This is a genomic window from Luteimonas sp. e5 (assembly GCF_054031035.1).
In genome coordinates this window covers 466,532-484,986 of sequence record NZ_JBSTRX010000002.1, presented here as the reverse complement: position 1 = coordinate 484,986, position 18,455 = coordinate 466,532, and the positions used below count along the sequence as shown (strand labels likewise).

The following is an 18,455-nucleotide window of genomic DNA, read 5'->3' as shown; positions in this document are numbered from 1 at the left end:
AAGGGAAGACGGTGATGGTTTCATGCCGCAGGCCCCTGCCACAAGCGGTGCCGCATCACGCCGGGCTGAACGCGGGCGCTCGGAGGATGAAATCCGCGCCCGCGTTGGCGACAATGAGCCCATGGAAATCGAATTGAACGGCGAGCGGCGCCAACTCGAGGGCACGCCCACCATCGCCGAGCTGCTGCACAGCGAGCACCTGGCCGAGCGTCGGGTGGCGGTCGAGGTCAATGGCGAGATCATTCCCCGTGCGCGCCACGCCGAACACCGCCTCGCCGCCGGTGATCGCATCGAGATCGTGCATGCGCTGGGCGGCGGCTGAGACGGGCGCATCGAATCGCGCGGACTGCATTGAGTGCGACGCGCTGCGCAGGTGCGCGCAGTAACGGAATCCATGCTGAAAACGGCCATCCGGGCGCGCAAATAACGCTTTTTCAACCTTCACCCGAGCGTGTCATGAACACGCTCGCCATTGGATTGCGTCGCCGCGAAGGACAGGGGTATGGTGGGGTTGCCGACGCGGCCCATGCCGGTCTGCACCGGATGTCTCCCGTTGCCGGAGCGTCTCCACTCCGCCAAGGCCACATCCCCTGCGCACCGGCCCGGCTGCGACGGCCTCACGCCACGCACAGGAGATGCTGCATGTTCGAGGATCGCCCGCAAAGCGAAGTCGAAGAGCTGATGAAGAACAACGTCGAGTTCCGCCAGCTTTACTACCATCACCGAGAGCTCGACAAGAAGGTCAGCGATGCCGAGCACGGCGTGCTCCCGCTCGGGGACATGGAACTGACCCAGATGAAGCGCGAAAAGCTGGCTGCCAAGGAGCGCCTGCTCAGCATGGCCGAGCAACTCTGAAGACACCGAGTCGGCCCTGAAGTCTTTCCCGCGCAGCCACCGGGATCAGGTGGCTGTGCGGGTGGCACGCGGCACGCGTGTGCACACCGTAAATATCTGCACTCCCGCGTCACCATGTGGCTGAGGTTCACTCGCCGCCGGCGTGCTGCGCCATAATCGGCGGATGCACACGTTCCCCGACCCCAAGCCGCTGGTGATCGCCGGCCGGCAATACCATTCGCGCCTGCTGACCGGCACCGGCAAGTTCAAGGATCTCGATGAAACCCGCGCCGCCACCGACGCGGCGGGCGCCGAGATCGTCACCGTCGCCATCCGTCGCAGCAACATCGGCCAGAATCCGGGTGAGCCGAACCTGCTCGACGTGTTGCCGCCCAACGAGTTCACCATCCTGCCCAATACCGCCGGCTGCTACACCGCCGACGAAGCGGTGCGTACCTGCCGCCTGGCACGCGAACTCCTCGACGGCCACAACCTGGTCAAGCTCGAGGTGCTGGGCGATGAGCGCACCCTGTACCCCGAGGTCAGCCAGACCCTGGTCGCCGCCGAACGACTGGTCGCCGACGGCTTCGAAGTGATGGTCTATTGCAGTGATGACCCGATCATCTGCAAACGGCTGGAGGAAATCGGCTGCGTGGCGGTGATGCCGCTGGCCGCGCCGATCGGTTCGGGCCTGGGCATCCAGAACCGCTGGAACCTGCTGGAGATCGTCGACAACGCCAAGGTGCCGATCATCGTCGATGCCGGCGTCGGTACCGCCTCGGATGCGGCGATCGCGATGGAACTGGGCTGCGACGGGGTGCTGATGAACACCGCCATCGCCGGCGCGCGCGAGCCGGTACGCATGGCCCATGCCATGCGCCTGGCGGTGGAAGCCGGGCGCGCCGCGTTCCTGGCCGGACGCATCCCGCGCAAGCGCTACGCCAGCGCGTCCTCGCCGGTGGATGGCCTGATCGGCTGAGGCATGACCGATCCGCGCACCAGCCCGGGCGCCAAGGCGCCACCGAAACCCTATACCGATGACGGCACCCGCCGCATCCGCAGTTTCGTGCTGCGTCAGGGGCGCTTCACCGAGGCGCAGCAGCGTGCGTTCGATGCCTTGTGGCCGCGCTTCGGACTGGACTACCACGGCACGCCACGCGATTTCGACTTGGTGTTCGGCCGCCACGCACCGCGCGTGATGGAAATCGGCTTCGGCAATGGCGAAGCGCTGCGCTTCGCCGCCGCGCGCGACCCTGCGCGCGATCATCTTGGCATCGAGGTGCACGCACCGGGCGTGGGCCGCCTGCTCAATGCGCTGGACGCCGACGGGCTCGGCAATGTGCGCCTGTACCACCACGATGCGGTGGAAGTGCTGGAGAACGAAATCGCCGATGCCGCGCTGGACGAGGTGCGCATCTTCTTCCCCGATCCCTGGCACAAGAAGCGCCATCACAAGCGGCGCCTGCTCAATCCCGGGTTCGCCGCACTGTTGGCGCGCAAGCTCAAACCCGGCGGCCTGTTGCATCTGACCACCGACTGGGCCGATTACGCCGAACAGATGTGGGACGTGCTCGACGCCACCGCCGGCCTTGTCAACCGCGCCGGGCCGCGCGGGCACGAGCCGCGCCCGCTGTGGCGGCCGCAGACACACTTCGAAACCCGTGGCCAACGCCTCGGCCACGGCGTATGGGACATGATCTACGTGAAGCGCCCGGATGCGAGCGCCACCCCGGCCACGCCCACGACCTGACAGCTAACATCCGAACCGAGCATGAGCCCCGCCCTCACCCTCACCAGCGACATGAAGCTCGTCCTCGGGCTGGTGGTGTTAACGATGGTGCTGTTCCTGTTCGACCGCATCCGCGCCGACGTGGTCGCGCTGGTGGTCCTGGTACTGCTCGGCCTGACCGGTCTGGTCGCGCCGGAGGACCTGTTCGGCGGCTTCGCCGGCAACGCGGTGATGGCGATCATCGCCACCATGATCCTCGGCGCCGGACTCGAGCGCACCGGCGCGCTCAACCGCCTCGCCGGCTGGTTGCTGCGCCGTGCCGACGGCAGCGAGCGACGGCTGTTGCTGCTGACCAGCGCCATGGCCGGGCTCAATTCCTCGATCATGCAGAACCCGGCGGTGATGACGCTGTACATGCCCGTCGCCTCGCGCCTGTCGGCACGCACCGGCGTCGCGCTCTCGCGCATGCTGCTGCCGATCGCGGCGGCGATCGTGATGGGTGGCGGGCTGACCATGGTCGGCAACTCGCCGCTGATCCTGCTCAACGACCTGATCGTGGCGGCCAATGCCAACCTGCCTTCCGGCGCGGTATCGCTGCAGCCGCTGCAGATGTTCGCGCCGTTGCCGATCGGCCTCGCGCTGCTCGCGACGGCGCTGATCTACTTCCGCTACGTGGGTGATCGCCAGCTCAGCCACGAGGACGACGGCGGCGTGACCCCGGCGCGCACGCAGAGTTATTTCGCCCAGGCCTACGGCATCGAGGGCGATGTCTACGAACTCACCGTCAGCGCCGACAGCCCGCTGGTCGGCATGACCCTGGGCGAGGCCGAGGGCTTGCCCGATGCACCGCACATCCTGGCGCTGAAGTCGAGCGACGAATCGCGCATGGCGCCGCCGGCCGATGCACGTATCTGGGTCGGCGACGTGATCGGCGCGATGGGCCCGCGCGAGCAGGTGGCGGAGTTTTCGCAGGCCAACTTCCTGCGCATGAACGCGCGCCTGCGCCAGTTCGCCGACCTGTTCAACCCGAGCCGCGCCGGCATCGCCGAAGCGGTGATCCCGCCCAACTCGCGTTTCATCGGCAAGAGCGCCAGCGACCTGCAGCTGCGCAAGAAGTACCGGCTCAGCCTGCTGGCGGTGAACCGGGACAAGGAGGTGATCCGCGAGGATCTGCGCAAGCTGCCGCTGAGGGCGGGCGACATGCTGGTGCTGCACAGCATCTGGCGCAACCTCGCCGATGCCGCCGCGCGCAAGGACTTCGTGGTGGTCACCGACTACCCCAAGGGCGAGCAGCGCCCGCACAAGTTCAAGATCGCGATGACCATCTTCGCGGTGACCATGCTGATCGCGCTGTCCTCGCGCATTCCGGTGCCGATCGCATTGATGACCGGGGTCGCCGGCATGCTGGTCACCGGCGTGATCCACATGGATGAGGCTTATGCCGCGATCAACTGGAAGACGGTGTTCCTGATGGCCTGCCTGATTCCGCTTGGTTGGGCCATGGACTCCTCCGGCGCGGCGGCGTGGATTGCCGGCCACACGATCGAGCGCATCCCGGAGGGCACGCCGCTGTGGCTGATCGAGTTTTCCCTTGCCATCCTCACCGTCGCGTTCTCGCTGGTGGTCAGCCACGTCGGTGCCACCATCATGATGGTGCCGCTGGCGATCAACCTGGCGCTGGCCGCGAATGGCAACCCGATGGTGTTCGCGCTGATCGTGGCGCTGTCCGCCTCCAACAATTTCATGACCGCGACCAACCCGATCATCTCGATGGTGATCGGCCCCGGCAACTACAGCTCGCGCGATCTGTGGCGCGCCGGCCTGCCACTGTCACTGGCCTATACGCTGGTCGTGGTGCTGATGGTCAACCTGATCTGGTGAGTGGCCCGTGGCCGGCTCATGACTCGGCCGCCCGCAGCTCGTCGTCCTCCACTACCAGCTCGACCCGGGTCAGGAACTGGCCGCGGCACGGACCGCCCACGCATTCGCCCTGACCCAACTCGAAGCTCGCCCCGTGCGCCGCGCATACCAACAGGCCCTCGCCGGTCTTGAGGAATTGCCCCGGTGCGTAATCCAGTCGCCGCCCGGCATGCGGGCAGATGTTGAGCCAGGCGCGCACTGTATCGCCGTCGCGGTACAGGATCACCGATTCGGCCACACCTTCGACCTGCATTTCGGCTTCCACCAGCGCGCCGTCGGCAAGGCTGGCAAGGGGGATGGAACTCATGGTTTGTTTAACACCTTTGTTACATTTCGGGTGGCCCCAGGCCCGATACTCGATGCCCGTTCCACGCAACAGGTTGCATGCGATGTTCGCACATTGGCTCCGCCATCCGCTGATCAGCCGGCTGCAAGCCCGCTTTGCCGCACGCCGGCCACGTCACCCGCTGCTGCGCGCGGCGCTGGGCGTGCTGGGCCTCGCGCTGCTGCTGGTATTGCTGGTGGCCGGCGTGTTCATCGGCATCGCGATGCTGCTCGGCACCGGCATCTGGCGCCTGCTGCGCCAACGTGGCCGGCCGCAGGCCGGCGGGCGCGTGATCGAAGGCGATTACCGCCGCGTGCGCCACGACGCATTTCCGCATCCGCACTGAGCAACGCGGCAATGAGTGACCTGGTCCCCGCCCGCGCGCCGGTGCGTCTGGCCGTGCATGGTGCCGGCCTGCCCGAGGATGCCTGCTTTCCGGTACGCCGCATCTATTGCGTCGGCCGCAACTTTGCCGACCATGCCCGCGAAATGGGGGCCGAGGTGCCGGCCGAGCGCGGCACCCCGGTGCTGTTCCTGAAGCCTGCCGATGCGCTGCTCACCACCGGCGACATCCCCTACCCGCCAGGCACGGCCGACCTGCACCATGAAGTTGAACTGATCGTCGCACTGGGCGCGGATGCGCCCGCCGGCGAGCTCGACCGTACGCAGGCCGAGCACCTGGTACTGGCATTGGGCATCGGCCTTGATCTCACCCGGCGCGACCTGCAGGCGGCGGCCAAGGCAAGCGGCCTGCCGTGGGATACCGGCAAGAGCTTCGATGGTTGCGCGGTCGCCAGCACGCTGCGGCCCGTGGCCGCACTGCCACCGATCGCCACGCTGGCCCTGCAGCTCGAGGTCAACGGCAAGCTGCGCCAGCAGGGCGCGCTGTCCGATCTGATCTGGGACGTGCCCGACATCCTGATCGAACTCTCCCGGCTGTATGCCTTGCGCGCCGGCGACCTGGTCTACATGGGCACGCCCGCGGGCGTGGCCGCGCTGCAGCCCGGCGATGGCTGGCGTGCCAGCCTGCTCGATGCCGAGGGCCGCGAACGGCTGGCTTGTGGCGGCCAGGTGACCGCCGCCGGGTAAGCGCTTAAGCTGGCCGACGTTACTCCCACCCGAACTTCAGGAGCACGACGATGGGCATGATGAACGAGTTCAAGGAATTCGCGATGCGCGGCAACGTGGTCGACCTCGCCGTCGGCGTGGTCATCGGCGCGGCCTTCGGCAAGATCGTCACCGCGCTGGTCGACAACGTGATCATGCCGCCGATCGGGCTGCTGATCGGCGGTGTGGACTTTTCCGACCTGGCGATCACGCTGAAGGAAGCCAGCGTCGATGCCGCCGGCGAGGCGGTGCCGGCGGTGCAGATCGCCTATGGCGAATTCATCAACGCCATCATCCAGTTCATCATCGTCGCCTTCGCCATCTTCCTGGTGGTCAAGGCCATCAACCGCATGCACAAGGCGCCGGAGGAAGCCCCGGCCGAGCCGAGCGAGGAAGTGCTGCTGCTGCGCGAGATCCGCGACGGCATCCGCCAGCGCTGACCTGACTTCCTGCAGGTCCACGACGCGGCCGCGGGCGCTATGCTCGCGGTCTCGTTCTTCGTGGAGCCTGCCGATGCGTCCGGTCCGCCTGCTGCTGTTGCCCCTGACCCTTGCCCTGCCCCTGGCCCTCGCCCCGTCCGTCCACGCCCAAGCGGCCAGCGATGCCGGCACCCCGCCGGCGCAGGTGACGCAGATCTCCGATGCGGCGCTGGCCCATGCCGGGCGCCTGCGCGAAGCGGCACTGGCCGATGGCACCGGCTACGCGATCATCGAATCGCTGACCACCCGCATCGGCCCGCGCCTGCCCGGCAGCGAGGCCGACGCGCGCGCGGTGGAATGGGCAAAGCAGCAATTCAAGGCACTGGGCTATGACAAGGTCTGGACCCAGGACGTGACCTTCCCGCTGTGGGTGCGGCGCAGCGAATCGGCGCAGGTGCTGGGCGCCAACGCGCAGCCACTGGTGATCACCGCGCTCGGCGGCAGCCCCGGCGGCACGGTGGAGGCCGAAGTGGTGCGCTTTGCCACGCTGGAAGCGCTGGAAGCCGCGCCCGCCGGCTCGCTGGCCGGGCGCATCGCCTACATCGACTTCCCGATGCAGCGCGCGCGTGACGGCAGCGGCTACGGCCCGGCCGGGCGGGTGCGCAGCCGCGGCCCGTCGGCGGCGATCCGCGCCGGCGCCGCCGGCTACCTGATGCGCTCGGCCAGCACCGGCCACCATCGCCACCCGCATACCGGCATCACCCGTTTCGACGAAGGCCTTGCGCCGATTCCGTCCGCCGCGCTGTCCAATGCCGATGCCGACCAGCTGACCCGCCTGCTGGCGCTGGGCCCGCAGCAGCTGCGGCTGAGCATCGACGCCGGCTGGGACGGCGAATACACCTCGCAGAACGTGATCGGCGAAATCACCGGACGCAGCCGCCCGGACGAAGTGGTGGCGATCGGCGCGCATCTGGATTCCTGGGATCTGGGCACCGGCGCGATCGACGATGCATCGGGCATCGGCATCACCATGGCCGCCGGCCACCTGATCGGCAAACTGCCGCAGGCACAGCGCCCGGCGCGCACCATCCGCGTGATCGCCTTCGCCAACGAAGAACAGGGCCTGATCGGCGGGCGCGTGTATGCGCAGTCGCAGGCGGACAAGGTGGAGCAGCACCAGATCGTGGCAGAAAGCGATTTCGGCGCCGACCGCATCTATGCCTTCAGCACCATGCCGCATGCCGGCTCCGAAGCCGCCGCCGCGCGCATCGCGGAGGCACTGGCGCCGTTGGGCATCGAGCACCGGCCCGGCGAAGGCAGCCCCGGCCCGGACTTCATCCCGTTCGCGCCTTACGGTGTGGCCTGGGCCACTTTGCACCAGGACGGCACCGACTACTTCGACTACCACCACACTCCGGACGACACGCTGGACAAGATCGACCCGCAGGCGATCGCGCAGAACGTCGCCGCCTACGCGGTGTTTGCCTATCTCGCGGCACAGGCCGAAGGCGACTTCGGCAGCCAACGCAAGGATCCGGAGCAGCGCTGATGCACGAACACGGCGGGTGCGTCTGCCCCGCCGTGCAGCCGTGCGCGCCTAACCGGCGCGCTGCGCGGCGTACCAGTGCGACAGCAGCACCGCGGTGGCGGCGGCGACGTTGAGGCTTTCCACCGCGCCGCTGCCGGGGATCGACAGCTGCCATTCGCATTGGCGGGCGAAGCCGCGGTCCATGCCGTCCTGCTCGGCACCAAGCACGTAGATCAGCCGCGGCGGCAGGGTGGCGGCGAACAGGTCGTCGCCGCCATCGACCAGGGTCGCGGCCAGCGCGAAACCGTGTTCGCGCAACTGCGCTTGGGCCGAAGCGGCATCATCCAGCTGCACCAGCGGCACATGCTCGGCGCCGCCTTCGGCCACGCGTGCGGCCGCGCCGGACAGCTGCAGATCGGCGGACGCCGGCAGCAGCAGGCCGGCGACGCCGAAATGCGCGGCGCTGCGCAGGATCGCGCCGAGGTTGTGTGGATTGCCCACGCCATCGAGCCACAGTGCACACACCGGCCCTGCGGGCAGGGACTGCAACCAGTCCGCCAGTGTCAGCGATGGCGTGCGCAGCACGTCGGCGACCACGCCTTCATGATGCGCACTGGCCGCCAGCCGGCGCAGGTCGTCGTCGGCGACGATGCGATAGCCGATGCGGTTGGCCGCACACCATTTCATCATCGCGCCGAACTGCGCAGCACGTGCCTGCGACAGGTACAGCTTGCGCAGCGCCTGTGGCCGCCGCGCGAACATCGCCTGCACCGCGTTAACCCCGTACAGCCGCAGTTCGCGGCTGCGGGTGTCTGCCGGCTTGCCGGCCTCCTCGCGCTGCGCCGCGCTGCGTCGCCACGGCGAGGCGCCGCGGCTGCGATCAGTCGGCCGCATCGTGCTTGTCGGGCAGTGCGTCGGCTTGGCGTGCCTGCTTGCGCTGCTGCCAGTAGTCGGCATCGCGGATGCCCAGCGCCTCCGGGTCGAACTCCGGCTCCATGATCCCGGCACCCTTCTGCGCTTCGTAATCACGCAAGGCCTTCAGTGCCGGACGTTGCAGGATCAGGATCGCGACGATGTTGAGCCAGGCCATCAGGCCGACGCCGATATCACCCAGCGTCCAGGCCATGCCGGCGGTACGCACCGCGCCGAAGGTCACCGCCGCCAGCAGCGCCAGACGCAGCAGGAAGATCATCCATGGCCGGTGACGACGGCGGTTGATGAAGGCGACGTTGGTTTCGGCCATGTAGTAATAGGCCATCAGCGTGGTGAAGGCGAAGAAGAACAGCGCCGCTGCCACGAACATGCCGCCATAGCCGGGCAGCACCGATTCCACCGCGTTCTGCGCGAAGCCCGGGCCTTCGTGCGCGACCCCCGGCAGCTGCTCGACGATCATGCCGGCCCGGTCCGGGCGCATCACGTTGTAGGCGCCGGTGGACAGGATCATGAAGGCGGTCGCACTGCAGATCAGCAAGGTGTCGACGTACACCGAAAAGGATTGCACAAGGCCCTGCTTGGCCGGGTGCGTGACCTCGGCCGCGGCGGCCGCATGCGGGCCGGTACCCTGCCCGGCTTCGTTGGAATAGATGCCGCGCTTGACCCCCCATTCCACCGCCAGGCCCACCACCGCGCCGAAGGCCGGCTCCAGCCCGAACGCACTCTTGATGATCAGCAGCCACATCGCCGGGATCTGTTCGGCATTGAGCAGCATGATCACCAGCGCCACCAGGATGTAGGCCAGGGCCATGAACGGCACCACGAATTCGGCCACCGCGGCGATGCGCTTGAGGCCGCCGAAGATGATGAAGCCGAGCAACACCACCAGCACCGTGGCGGTGGCCTTGGGATCGATACCCCAGGCGTTCTGCAGGCCGCCGGCGATGCCATTGGCCTGCACCCCGGGCAGCATGAAGCCGGTGGCGGCGATGGTGACGATGGCAAACAGCCACGCGTACCACTTCAGCCCCATCGCCTTTTCGATGTAGAACGCGGGGCCGCCGCGGTAACGGCCATCGGCATCGGTTTCCTTGTAGATCTGGCCCAGCGTGGATTCCACGTACGCGGTCGATGCACCGAGGAAGGCCACCACCCACATCCAGAACACCGCACCCGGGCCACCGAAGCCGATCGCTGTGGCGACGCCGGCGATGTTGCCCATGCCGACCCGGCCCGACAGCGACACCGCCAGCGCCTGGAACGAGGACACGCCCGCTGCCGAGCGGTTGTCGGTCAGCAGCAGGCGCACCATCTCGCGCAGCTTGCGCACCTGCACGAAGCGCGTGCGCAGCGAGAAATACAGCCCCGCGCCCAGGCACAGCCACACCAGTGGCGGGCTCCAGACCCAGTTGTTGAGGGTGTTGACGAAATTTTCCACAGGCTTCCCCGCATCGGCACGAAGGCCCGATTGTGCATTAGTACGAGGAACGAGTGCAGAGGAACGAGGAATGAGAGGAGCCAGGAACGAATGAGGAGGAACGAGGAACGAGTGGCGGTGCGTCGCCGCGCACCGACGCCTCACGCCCTTCTCTCACTCCTCACTTCTCTCCACTCACTCCTTGCGATCCAGTAACGAGGAACGAGAAACAAGGAACAAGTAGCGTGGCGCTGCCCCAACTCAATGCCCGTGCACCACCGGGGTTTCGGCTTCCAGAGCTTCCAGTTCGCGCTTGAGGGCTTCCGGGGAGGTGGTGAACGGGGCCAGCAGTGCGTACAGGGCAGGCACCACGAACAACGTCAGCAAGGTGGCGAAGGCGACGCCGAAGATGATCACCACGCCGATCGCGGCACGGCTGGCGGACGCCGGGCCACCGGCGACCACCAGCGGTACCGCGCCCATCACCGTGGCCGCCGCGGTCATCAGGATCGGGCGCAGGCGCACGGCACTGGCCTCGGCAATCGCTTCGCTGACGCTGCGGCCTTCGTCGCGCAGCTGATTGGCGAATTCCACGATCAGAATGCCGTTCTTCGCCGCCAGCCCAACCAGCATGACGATGCCGATCTGCGAGAACAGGTTGAGCGTGCCGCCGGTGAGCCAGATGCCGATCAATGCGCCGAGCACCGCCAGCGGCACCGTGAGCATGATCACCAGCGGGTGAATGAAGCTTTCGAACTGCGCGGCCAGCACCAGGTACACGATCAGCAGCGCCATCGCAAAGGTCATCAACACCGCACTGCCGGCACGCTGGTATTCGCGCGCCTCACCCTTCCAGTCGATCTGCGCATGCGCGGGCAGCTCCTCGCGCGCGGTCTGCTGCGCCCAGGCGATGGCCTCGCCCATGGTGGTGCCCGGCGCCAGCTCGGCGGTGACGGTGATCGCACGCAAGCGGTTGAAGCGGTTGAATCGCCCGGGCTCGGCCAGCTCCTCCAGCGTCACCAGATTGCCCAACGGCACCAGCGTGCCGCCATGCCCGCGCACCTGGATCACCGCGAGGTCGTCCGGGGTCATGCGCTTGTCGCGCTCACCCTGCAACACCACGTCGTACTCGCGGCCATCTTCGACGAAGGTGGTGACCCGGCGGCTGCCCATCAGCGTTTCCAGCGTGCGGCCGACTTCGCTCACCGACACGCCAAGGTCGGAAGCGCGGGCACGATCGATTTTCACCCGCATCTGCGGGCGGGTTTCCTTGTAGTCCGAATCCGGCGACAGCAGACCCGGGTATTCGTCCATGCGCGCCATCATGCGGTCGCGCCACTCGACGAGGTCGGTGTAATTGGGTCCGCCGATGACCAGACTGAAGCGACCACCGCCCCGCCCGCCGACCAGGCCACCCGGCGCCGAGGCACGCGCCTGTACCGCCGGCAACTTGCCGAGTTCGGCGCGCACCTGGCTCACCACCTCGTCGGTGCTCGCCGTGCGTTTGTCCCAATCCTGCATGAACACGATGATGTTGCCGGTGTGCATCTCCTCGCCACCGCCCCAGCCGCGCGGCGCGCGCGAATTGGCGCGCGCGATCGGCTTGTCATCGCCGATCAGCGGCTTGAGGATTTCCTCCACCTGCTGCACCTGGGCCACGGTGTAATCGAAGCCGGCACCCTCGGGTGCATCGATGCTGATGAAGAAGCGGCCGCGGTCCTCACTCGGCGCCAGTTCGCTGGGCACACGCAGATACAGCACGGCCGCCAGCCCCAGGCACAGGCCCATGGCGGCGAGCAGCAGCAGGCCGATGTGCCGTCCCGGCATCGTCACCAGCGCGGACACGCGACGGCCATAACCGTCACTGAGTGTCTTCAGGCGCCGGTTCATCCAGGCGTTGAAGCCGGTCTGCTTGCCCTGCGGGCGCACCAGCTTGGCGCACATCATCGGGGTCAGGGTCAGGGCGACGAAGGCGGAGATCGCCACCGCACCGGCCAGCGCCACCGACAGCTCGCGGAACAGGCGACCGGTATTGCCCTCCATGAAACCGACCGGCAGGAACACCGCGACCAGCACCGCGGTGGTGGCGATCACCGCGAACGCCACCTGGCGGGTGCCGCGCTTGGCCGCGACCAGTGGCGGCTCACCCAGGTCGGCGCGCCGCTGCACGTTTTCCAGCACCACGATGGCATCGTCCACCACCAGGCCGATGCACAGCACCAGCGCCAGCAGGGTCAGCAGGTTGATCGAATAACCGAATGCGTACAGGGCGATGAAAGCGGCCGTCAGGCAGATCGGCACGGTGACCGCCGGGATGATCGCCGCGCGCAGCGAGCCCAGGAACAGCCAGATCACGATCACCACCAGCAACGCGGCCTCGACCAGCGTCTGGTACACCCGCTTGATCGAGGCATCGATGAACACCGTGCTGTCATAGGCGACGAAGATGTCGGTGCCCTCGGGCAGCGAATCCTGTATGCGTTCGGCCTCGGCACGCGCCGCACGCGCCACGTCCAGCGCGTTGGCGGTGGACGTGCGCACGATGCCCAGGCCCACGTTGGGCTGGAAATTGCTGCGCAGATAGCTGCGCCGCTCGCTGGCGCCCAGCTCCACCCGCGCCACGTCACCCAGGCGCACCACGTAACCATCGGCGCCCTTCTTCAACGGGATCGCCGCGAACTGCTCGGCGCTGCGGAAGTCGCGCTCCATGCGCAGGGTGAAATCGCGCTGCGCGGACTCGATGCTGCCCGCCGGCAATTCGACGTTCTCGGCACGCAATGCGGATTCGACTTCGGCGGCACTGAGGCCGCGCGCGGCCAGCGCATCGCGGTCCAACCATATGCGCATCGCATAACTCTGCCCGCCACCGACCTGCACCTGGGCCACGCCATCCAGCGCCGACAGGCGATCGACGATGTAGCGGTTGGCGTAATCGGTCAACGCCATGGTGTCCATGCTGGTGGAACGCATGTTGAGCCAGAGGATGACCTCGGCATCGGATTCCACCTTTGCCACCCGTGGCGGATCGGCTTCCGGCGGCATGCGCCCGGCGACGCGGCTGATCGAGTCGCGCACGTCGTTGGCTGCGGCCTCGATGTCGCGCGTCAGATTGAACTCGATGGTCACCGAAGCGCGCCCGTTGCGGCTGCTCGACTCGATGGTATTGATGCCCTCGATGCCGGCCAGCGCGCCTTCCAGCAGCTGGGTGATGCGCGTTTCCACCACCGCGGCCGAGGCACCCGGGTAACTCACGTCCACCGACACGATCGGCGGGTCGATCGCCGGCAGTTCACGCACCGTCAATCGCTGGAACGACATCACGCCGAGCACGATCAGCAACAGGCTGAGCACGGTGGCGAACACCGGCCGCTCGACGGAGATATCGGAGAGCTTCATGGCTGCGTCGCGTTCGCGTCATTGCCCGCCGCGGCGGTGGCGGGCGGATCTTCGCTGGTATCGCGGATGGTCTGCCCGGCGCGCAGCTTGCCGACCCCGTCGACCACGATGCGATCACCCGGCTCGAGTCCGTTGGTGATTTCCACCTGACCGGCCACGCGCTGGCCCAGCTCCACCGGCGCCTGTGCCACCTTGTTCTCGGCGTCCACCTTCCACACGAAGGTATCGCGGCCAACCTGCATCACCGCGATCTCCGGCGCCAGCAAGGCCGGGCGCTCGGCTTTGAACAGATCGATCGCGATCAGCATGCCGGGCTTGAGCGCGCCATCGGCATTGGCGAAATCCGCGCGCACGGTCAGCGCGCGCGTGGCCGGGTCGATGCGCGCATCGATGGTGCTGACCACGCCGTCAAACTGGCGCCCGGGCCAGGCATTGCTGCTGCCGGACAGGCGCTGGCCGATGGCGAGCTGGTTCAGCCGCGCCTCCGGCAACGGGAAGTCCACCCACACCCGGCTCACGTCATCCAGGGTGGCGATCGGGGTTCCCGGGCTGACCAGCGCACCGGGGCTGACCTGACGCAGACCGAGCACGCCGGAAAACGGCGCACGGATCACCCGCTCGCCAAGCTGGGCACGGATCTGCGCCACCTGGGCGCGCGCGGAATCACGGATCGCCTGCTGGCTGTCCAGGCTGGCGCGGGCGATGAGCTGTTGCTCGGCCAGCTGGCGATTGCGCTGATACAGGCGCTCGGCCTCGGCGGCATTGGCCTCGGCCGCACGCAGGGCCGCCTGTTGCTGCTGGCCGGACAGCGTGACCAGCGGCGTGCCACGGGTGACGTGCTGACCGCTCTCGAAATGCACCCGCTCGACGATCTCGCTGACCTTTGCCGTGACGGTGACCGATTCACGCGCGCTGACCGTGCCGATTGCCGAAACGGTTTCGACGAACGGCTGCTCGCGTACATGAGTGGTGGTGACCGGCACGGCCTGCATGGCGCCACGTGCCGGCGCATCCGCGGACTTGTCGCAGGCGGCAAGCAACAGGGCCAGGCCGAGCAGCACGCCCGGAACGAAGCGGGAAAAGACTGGCATGGTCAACAGGAAATTCGACAGGCGCCCGATTTTAATGACGGCAGGTGAGTTCGCCATATGCCATCAGACAGGGAGGAAGGGGTGTCAACGCTCCACTGCGGCCGTGGTTGACGCGTTCGATTGATGAATGTCGCACACGCGTGGCGCGCACAAACGGAAACGCCGGCCCGGGGCCGGCGTTCCGCGTCAGTCATGCAGGACGGCTCAGGCGGCCGCTTGCCACTTGCCCAGCGCGGCCAGGCCGTTGGCCTTGGCGCGCTCGAACACGGTCTTCTGGGCTTCGGCGTAGTTGCCGGTCATGTCCTGCGACCACAGCTTCAGCGCGGCCTGCTGCATGGCGCGGCCGTAGCTGAAGGACAGCGGCCACGGGTTCGGGCCCATGCGGTTCATCGCGTCCAGGTGCGCGGTGGCGTCGTGGTCGGACTGGCCACCGGACAGGAACACGATGCCCGGCAGGATCGCCGGCACCGCCGACTTCAGGCACATCAGGGTGGCTTCGGCCACTTCCTCGACGCTGGCCTTGTCGGCGCAGTCCTTGCCCGGCAGCACCATCGACGCCTTCAGGATGGTGCCTTCCAGCATCACGTTGTGGTTGTACAGCGCATCGAACAGCGCGCGCAGGGTCACTTCGGTGACTTCGTAGCAGGTGTCGATGTCGTGGTCGCCGTCCATCAGCACTTCCGGCTCGACCATCGGCACCAGACCCTGCTCCTGGCACAGCGCGGCATAACGGGCCAGCGCATGGGCGTTGGCTTCGATGCAGGTGCCGGACGGGATGTCTTCGCCGATGTTGATCACCGCGCGCCACTTGGCGAAGCGCGCACCCAGCTGGTAGTACTCCTTCAGCCGCTCGCGCAGGCCGTCCAGGCCTTCGGTGACCACTTCACCCGGGAAGCCGGCCAGGGCGTGGGTGCCCTTGTCGACCTTGATGCCCGGGATCATGCCGTTGTCCATCATGTACTTGGCAAACGGCACGCCATCCTTGGTCTTCTGGCGGATGGTTTCGTCGAACAGGATGGCGCCGGACAGGTATTCGTTGGCGTTGGGCGCGGTCAGCAGCAGCTCGCGGTAGGCGCGGCGGTTTTCCTCGGTGCAGTCGACGCCGACCGCATCGAAGCGCTTCTGGCAGGTGCCGGCGGATTCGTCGATGGCGATGATGCCCTTGCCCGGGGCAACCATGGCGCGGGCGGTTTCTGCAAGCTGTTCGATGCTCATGTTTTCGGCGTCCTGCGAAGGTGGTGGGTGAAACCCCCATTATAGCCGATCGCCGCGACAAAAGGCCGCCGGCTCAGGCACTTGGAACCGGCCTGCAGCCGGCGAACAGGTCGCGTTGCCGGCCGTAGACCTGGCTTTGCACATCCATCAGCCCGAGCACCGAATGGAACAGGTTGTCGTGGCTGGCCGGCCTGGCCGCGACGGCCGTCAGACAGGCGCCATCCAGCTGCATTGAAGCCGACAGCCCCGGCGAGAACCACCAGATCATCGGCACCCGCATCTGTTCGGTCGGCGCGATCGCATGCGGCATGCCGTGCAGGTACAGGCCCTTCTCGCCCAGCGACTCGCCATGGTCGGAGACGTACACCAGCGCGGCGTCATAACGATCCTGCTGCTTGAGCAGCGCGATCGCCCGCGCCAGCACGTGGTCGGCATAACCGATGGCATTGTCATAGGCATTGACGATGGCCTGACGCGGGCATTTGCCCAGGTCGAGGTTTTCGCATACCGGCTGGAAGCGGGCGAACCCGGAGGGATAGCGCTGGAAATACGCCGGGCCGTGGTTGCCGAGCATGTGCAGCACCACCACCCGGTCCGCATGTCCGTCGCCAAGCCAGCTCTGCGCATCGGACAGCAGGATTTCGTCGAAGCAGCGTCCGTCGCGGCAATGCCGCGGATCGGTGGCTGCATCCAGACGCTGCTGCGGCTGCGGCAAACCGTCGCACACGCCCTTGCAGCCGGACTGGTTGTCGCGCCACAGCACGTCGATGCCGGCATGGTCGAGCACGTGCAGCAGCGATTGCTGGCTGCGGATGCGGCGCTCGTCGTAATCGGCGCGGCCCTGCGGAGAGAACATGCACGGCAGAGACACCTCGGTGCTGCTGCCACAGCTGGCCACATCGGGGAAATTGATCACTTCCGCGCCCAGTGCGGCCAGCTCGGGCGTGGTCTGGCGGGTGTAGCCGTTCAGACCCCAGTTGGCGGCGCGCACGGTTTCGCCCACCACCAGCAGCAACAGCCGCGGCTTGCGGCTGGCCACGGTGCTCGCTTGCCGGGCATCCACACCGATCGGCGTGCGCGCAACGGTCGCCGCGTGGCCTTCCTGCTTCAGCTGCGATGCCAGGCCCACCACGATGTTGGCCGGGGTTGCCAGATAACGCACTTCGCGCTGGTTGCGCAGGAACGAGGACAGGTCCTGGCTCGCACTCATCGCCGCCAGTGCCGCCAGCAGCAGGGTCATGGCAAGCAAACCGGCGCGCGCCAGCAATGCGCGCGGCCATGTGCGCCGGCGAATGCGCAACCACCACAAGAGTGGAAGTGGCAACAAACCCGGCAGCAGCGACGGCAGGATCTGCCAGCCCAGCAGCTCGCCGGCTTCCTTGCTGTCGGTATGCAGCACGTTGCGCACCATGTCGGCATCCACGTGCACGCCATAGGCGGCCATGTAATGCGCCGCCACCGCGGCGGTCGGCAGCAACAGGCTGAGCAGCATCTTTGCCGACCAGCGCCAGACCAACAGGCCCAGAAGCAACATGTTGGCCGCCAGCAACAGCACGGCCAGGCAGATCGCCCATTTCCAGGAGAAATCCGACGCCGGCAACGCGGCACGCCAGAACGCGGCGTTGCAGGTCACGACGCACCAGACCGATGCCGCCAGCACCAGCGTCTCGGTGGAAACTTCCGGTCGCCGGGCCAGGCGATGTTGCAGTGCATGCCGGAAAGCGCCGGGCGCCGTCGCCGACAGCACCTGCACGCCAACCTTGCCGACGCTGCTCATCGCCCTGCCCCCGCAAGCGGCTTACCGGCTTCGCCGAACAGCGCATCCAGCGACCACGCCACGCACCAGCACAGGGTCAACGTGACGATGTCATGCGACAGGAAGTGCGCACCGCGCAGTTGCTGCGAGAAGCCAAACAGCGCCCCCAACAGCAACGCAGCGGCAAGCGCCGGCCGGCGCCAGCGCGGTGCCACCCGGGCGAAGAAGAAATACAGCGCCACCCAGGCATAGCCGCCGCTGGCATGGCCGGCCGGGAAACAGCCACCGCTGCCGGGCAGAGCCGACGCGGACCAAGGCAGGTGATATGGCAGGCTGCCGCCATAACGCAGCAGATCCCAGGGACAGGCGACGCCGCTGCCACGCTTGAGCAACGCCACCACGGTCACCGACACCAGCACCGAGGCCAGCAGCACCCACAACGGCCGCCGCCATGCGCGCAGCCGCGAGGGCGCGGCCACGGCCAAGCCGGCCAGCAGCAGCCAGGCCGCCAGACTGGCGTACTTGCCGCCTTGGTGGATCAGCGCCTCGGTCAGCCAGTGCTCGCGCAACAGCCAGCCGCCACCCTGCCACGCGTGCAGGCAGTCGGCCCACCACAGATCACACTGCAGCACCCACAGCAGCAGGCAGGCCAGCACGCCGACCGGCAACGGCCACAGCAGGTGCCAGTGTTCGGTTCGACCGGCGGCAGGAACGACCCGGGGCAAGCCGCTGCTGATGGAATTCATGCCTGCCACATCCCTTGAAACATGCGTGCATGCTCGGGC

General features: G+C 67.5%; 17 protein-coding genes. 9 read left to right on the top strand and 8 right to left on the bottom strand.

The genetic code is table 11. The annotated features are described in order from the left end of the window. Positions 1-121 precede the first annotated feature (121 nt). The 5 genes from thiS (at position 122) to ACW11F_RS07685 (ending at position 4,444) form a co-directional block, all read left to right on the top strand. Positions 122-322 (top strand): sulfur carrier protein ThiS, encoded by a 201-nt coding sequence (gene thiS, locus ACW11F_RS07705; RefSeq protein WP_456996327.1) that lies wholly within the window; start codon positions 122-124, stop codon positions 320-322. Between the two features lie 320 nt (positions 323-642). Then, positions 643-855 carry a YdcH family protein gene (locus ACW11F_RS07700; RefSeq protein WP_456996326.1) on the top strand — a complete coding sequence of 71 codons (213 nt, stop codon included), beginning with the start codon at positions 643-645 and terminating at the stop codon, positions 853-855. A 163-nt stretch (positions 856-1,018) separates the two neighbouring features. Beyond that, positions 1,019-1,813 (top strand): thiazole synthase, encoded by a 795-nt coding sequence (locus ACW11F_RS07695; protein WP_456996325.1) that lies wholly within the window; start codon positions 1,019-1,021, stop codon positions 1,811-1,813. A gap of 3 nt (positions 1,814-1,816) precedes the next feature. Next, the gene (gene trmB, locus ACW11F_RS07690; protein WP_456996324.1) at positions 1,817-2,584 is read left to right on the top strand and encodes a tRNA (guanosine(46)-N7)-methyltransferase TrmB; all 768 of its coding nucleotides are present in this window, start codon (positions 1,817-1,819) and stop codon (positions 2,582-2,584) included. Positions 2,585-2,605: 21 nt separating this feature from the next. After that, positions 2,606-4,444, top strand: a complete 1,839-nt coding sequence (locus tag ACW11F_RS07685) for an SLC13 family permease (protein ID WP_456996323.1) — start codon at positions 2,606-2,608, stop codon at positions 4,442-4,444. Positions 4,445-4,460: 16 nt separating this feature from the next. On the opposite strand, the gene ACW11F_RS07680 is transcribed toward ACW11F_RS07685, so the two are convergent. Next, entirely contained in the window at positions 4,461-4,790 is a 330-nt protein-coding gene (locus tag ACW11F_RS07680; RefSeq protein WP_456996322.1) for a Rieske (2Fe-2S) protein, read from the bottom strand. A gap of 82 nt (positions 4,791-4,872) precedes the next feature. On the opposite strand from ACW11F_RS07680, the gene ACW11F_RS07675 reads away from it, so the two are divergent. From ACW11F_RS07675 to ACW11F_RS07660, 4 genes are all read left to right on the top strand, one after another. After that, the gene (locus ACW11F_RS07675; protein ID WP_456996321.1) at positions 4,873-5,154 is read left to right on the top strand and encodes a hypothetical protein; all 282 of its coding nucleotides are present in this window, start codon (positions 4,873-4,875) and stop codon (positions 5,152-5,154) included. Between the two features lie 11 nt (positions 5,155-5,165). After that, the gene (locus ACW11F_RS07670) at positions 5,166-5,897 is read left to right on the top strand and encodes a fumarylacetoacetate hydrolase family protein (RefSeq protein WP_456996320.1); all 732 of its coding nucleotides are present in this window, start codon (positions 5,166-5,168) and stop codon (positions 5,895-5,897) included. 50 nt (positions 5,898-5,947) lie between these two features. Next, on the top strand, positions 5,948-6,355 hold the full coding sequence (mscL, locus tag ACW11F_RS07665) for a large-conductance mechanosensitive channel protein MscL (RefSeq protein WP_456996318.1): 408 nt from the start codon (positions 5,948-5,950) through the stop codon (positions 6,353-6,355). A gap of 73 nt (positions 6,356-6,428) precedes the next feature. Next, on the top strand, positions 6,429-7,883 hold the full coding sequence (locus ACW11F_RS07660; RefSeq protein ID WP_456996317.1) for a M28 family peptidase: 1,455 nt from the start codon (positions 6,429-6,431) through the stop codon (positions 7,881-7,883). A 48-nt stretch (positions 7,884-7,931) separates the two neighbouring features. Here ACW11F_RS07660 and ACW11F_RS07655 read toward each other — a convergent pair whose 3' ends face one another. The 7 genes from ACW11F_RS07655 to ACW11F_RS07625 all read right to left on the bottom strand — a co-directional run bounded on the left by ACW11F_RS07655 (position 7,932) and on the right by ACW11F_RS07625 (position 18,416). Further along, complete coding sequence (locus ACW11F_RS07655) at positions 7,932-8,819, bottom strand: TrmH family RNA methyltransferase (RefSeq protein ID WP_456996316.1); 888 nt, start codon at positions 8,817-8,819, stop codon at positions 7,932-7,934. Further along, positions 8,743-10,233: an alanine/glycine:cation symporter family protein gene (locus ACW11F_RS07650; RefSeq protein ID WP_456996315.1), complete on the bottom strand. Its 1,491-nt coding sequence runs from the start codon at positions 10,231-10,233 to the stop codon at positions 8,743-8,745. The genes ACW11F_RS07655 and ACW11F_RS07650 overlap by 77 nt, the downstream gene beginning before the upstream one ends. A 240-nt stretch (positions 10,234-10,473) precedes the next feature. Further along, entirely contained in the window at positions 10,474-13,608 is a 3,135-nt protein-coding gene (locus tag ACW11F_RS07645; RefSeq protein WP_456996314.1) for an efflux RND transporter permease subunit, read from the bottom strand. Continuing rightward, positions 13,605-14,708, bottom strand: a complete 1,104-nt coding sequence (locus ACW11F_RS07640) for an efflux RND transporter periplasmic adaptor subunit (protein ID WP_456996580.1) — start codon at positions 14,706-14,708, stop codon at positions 13,605-13,607. The genes ACW11F_RS07645 and ACW11F_RS07640 overlap by 4 nt, the downstream gene beginning before the upstream one ends. A gap of 195 nt (positions 14,709-14,903) precedes the next feature. Then, positions 14,904-15,914, bottom strand: coding sequence for a class I fructose-bisphosphate aldolase (locus ACW11F_RS07635; protein ID WP_456996312.1), 1,011 nt, complete (start codon positions 15,912-15,914; stop codon positions 14,904-14,906). Between the two features lie 73 nt (positions 15,915-15,987). Next, positions 15,988-17,691, bottom strand: coding sequence for a phosphoethanolamine transferase (locus ACW11F_RS07630; protein ID WP_456996311.1), 1,704 nt, complete (start codon positions 17,689-17,691; stop codon positions 15,988-15,990). Beyond that, positions 17,688-18,416 (bottom strand): phosphatase PAP2 family protein, encoded by a 729-nt coding sequence (locus ACW11F_RS07625; RefSeq protein ID WP_456996309.1) that lies wholly within the window; start codon positions 18,414-18,416, stop codon positions 17,688-17,690. The genes ACW11F_RS07630 and ACW11F_RS07625 overlap by 4 nt, the downstream gene beginning before the upstream one ends. Between the last annotated feature and the right edge of the window lie 39 nt (positions 18,417-18,455).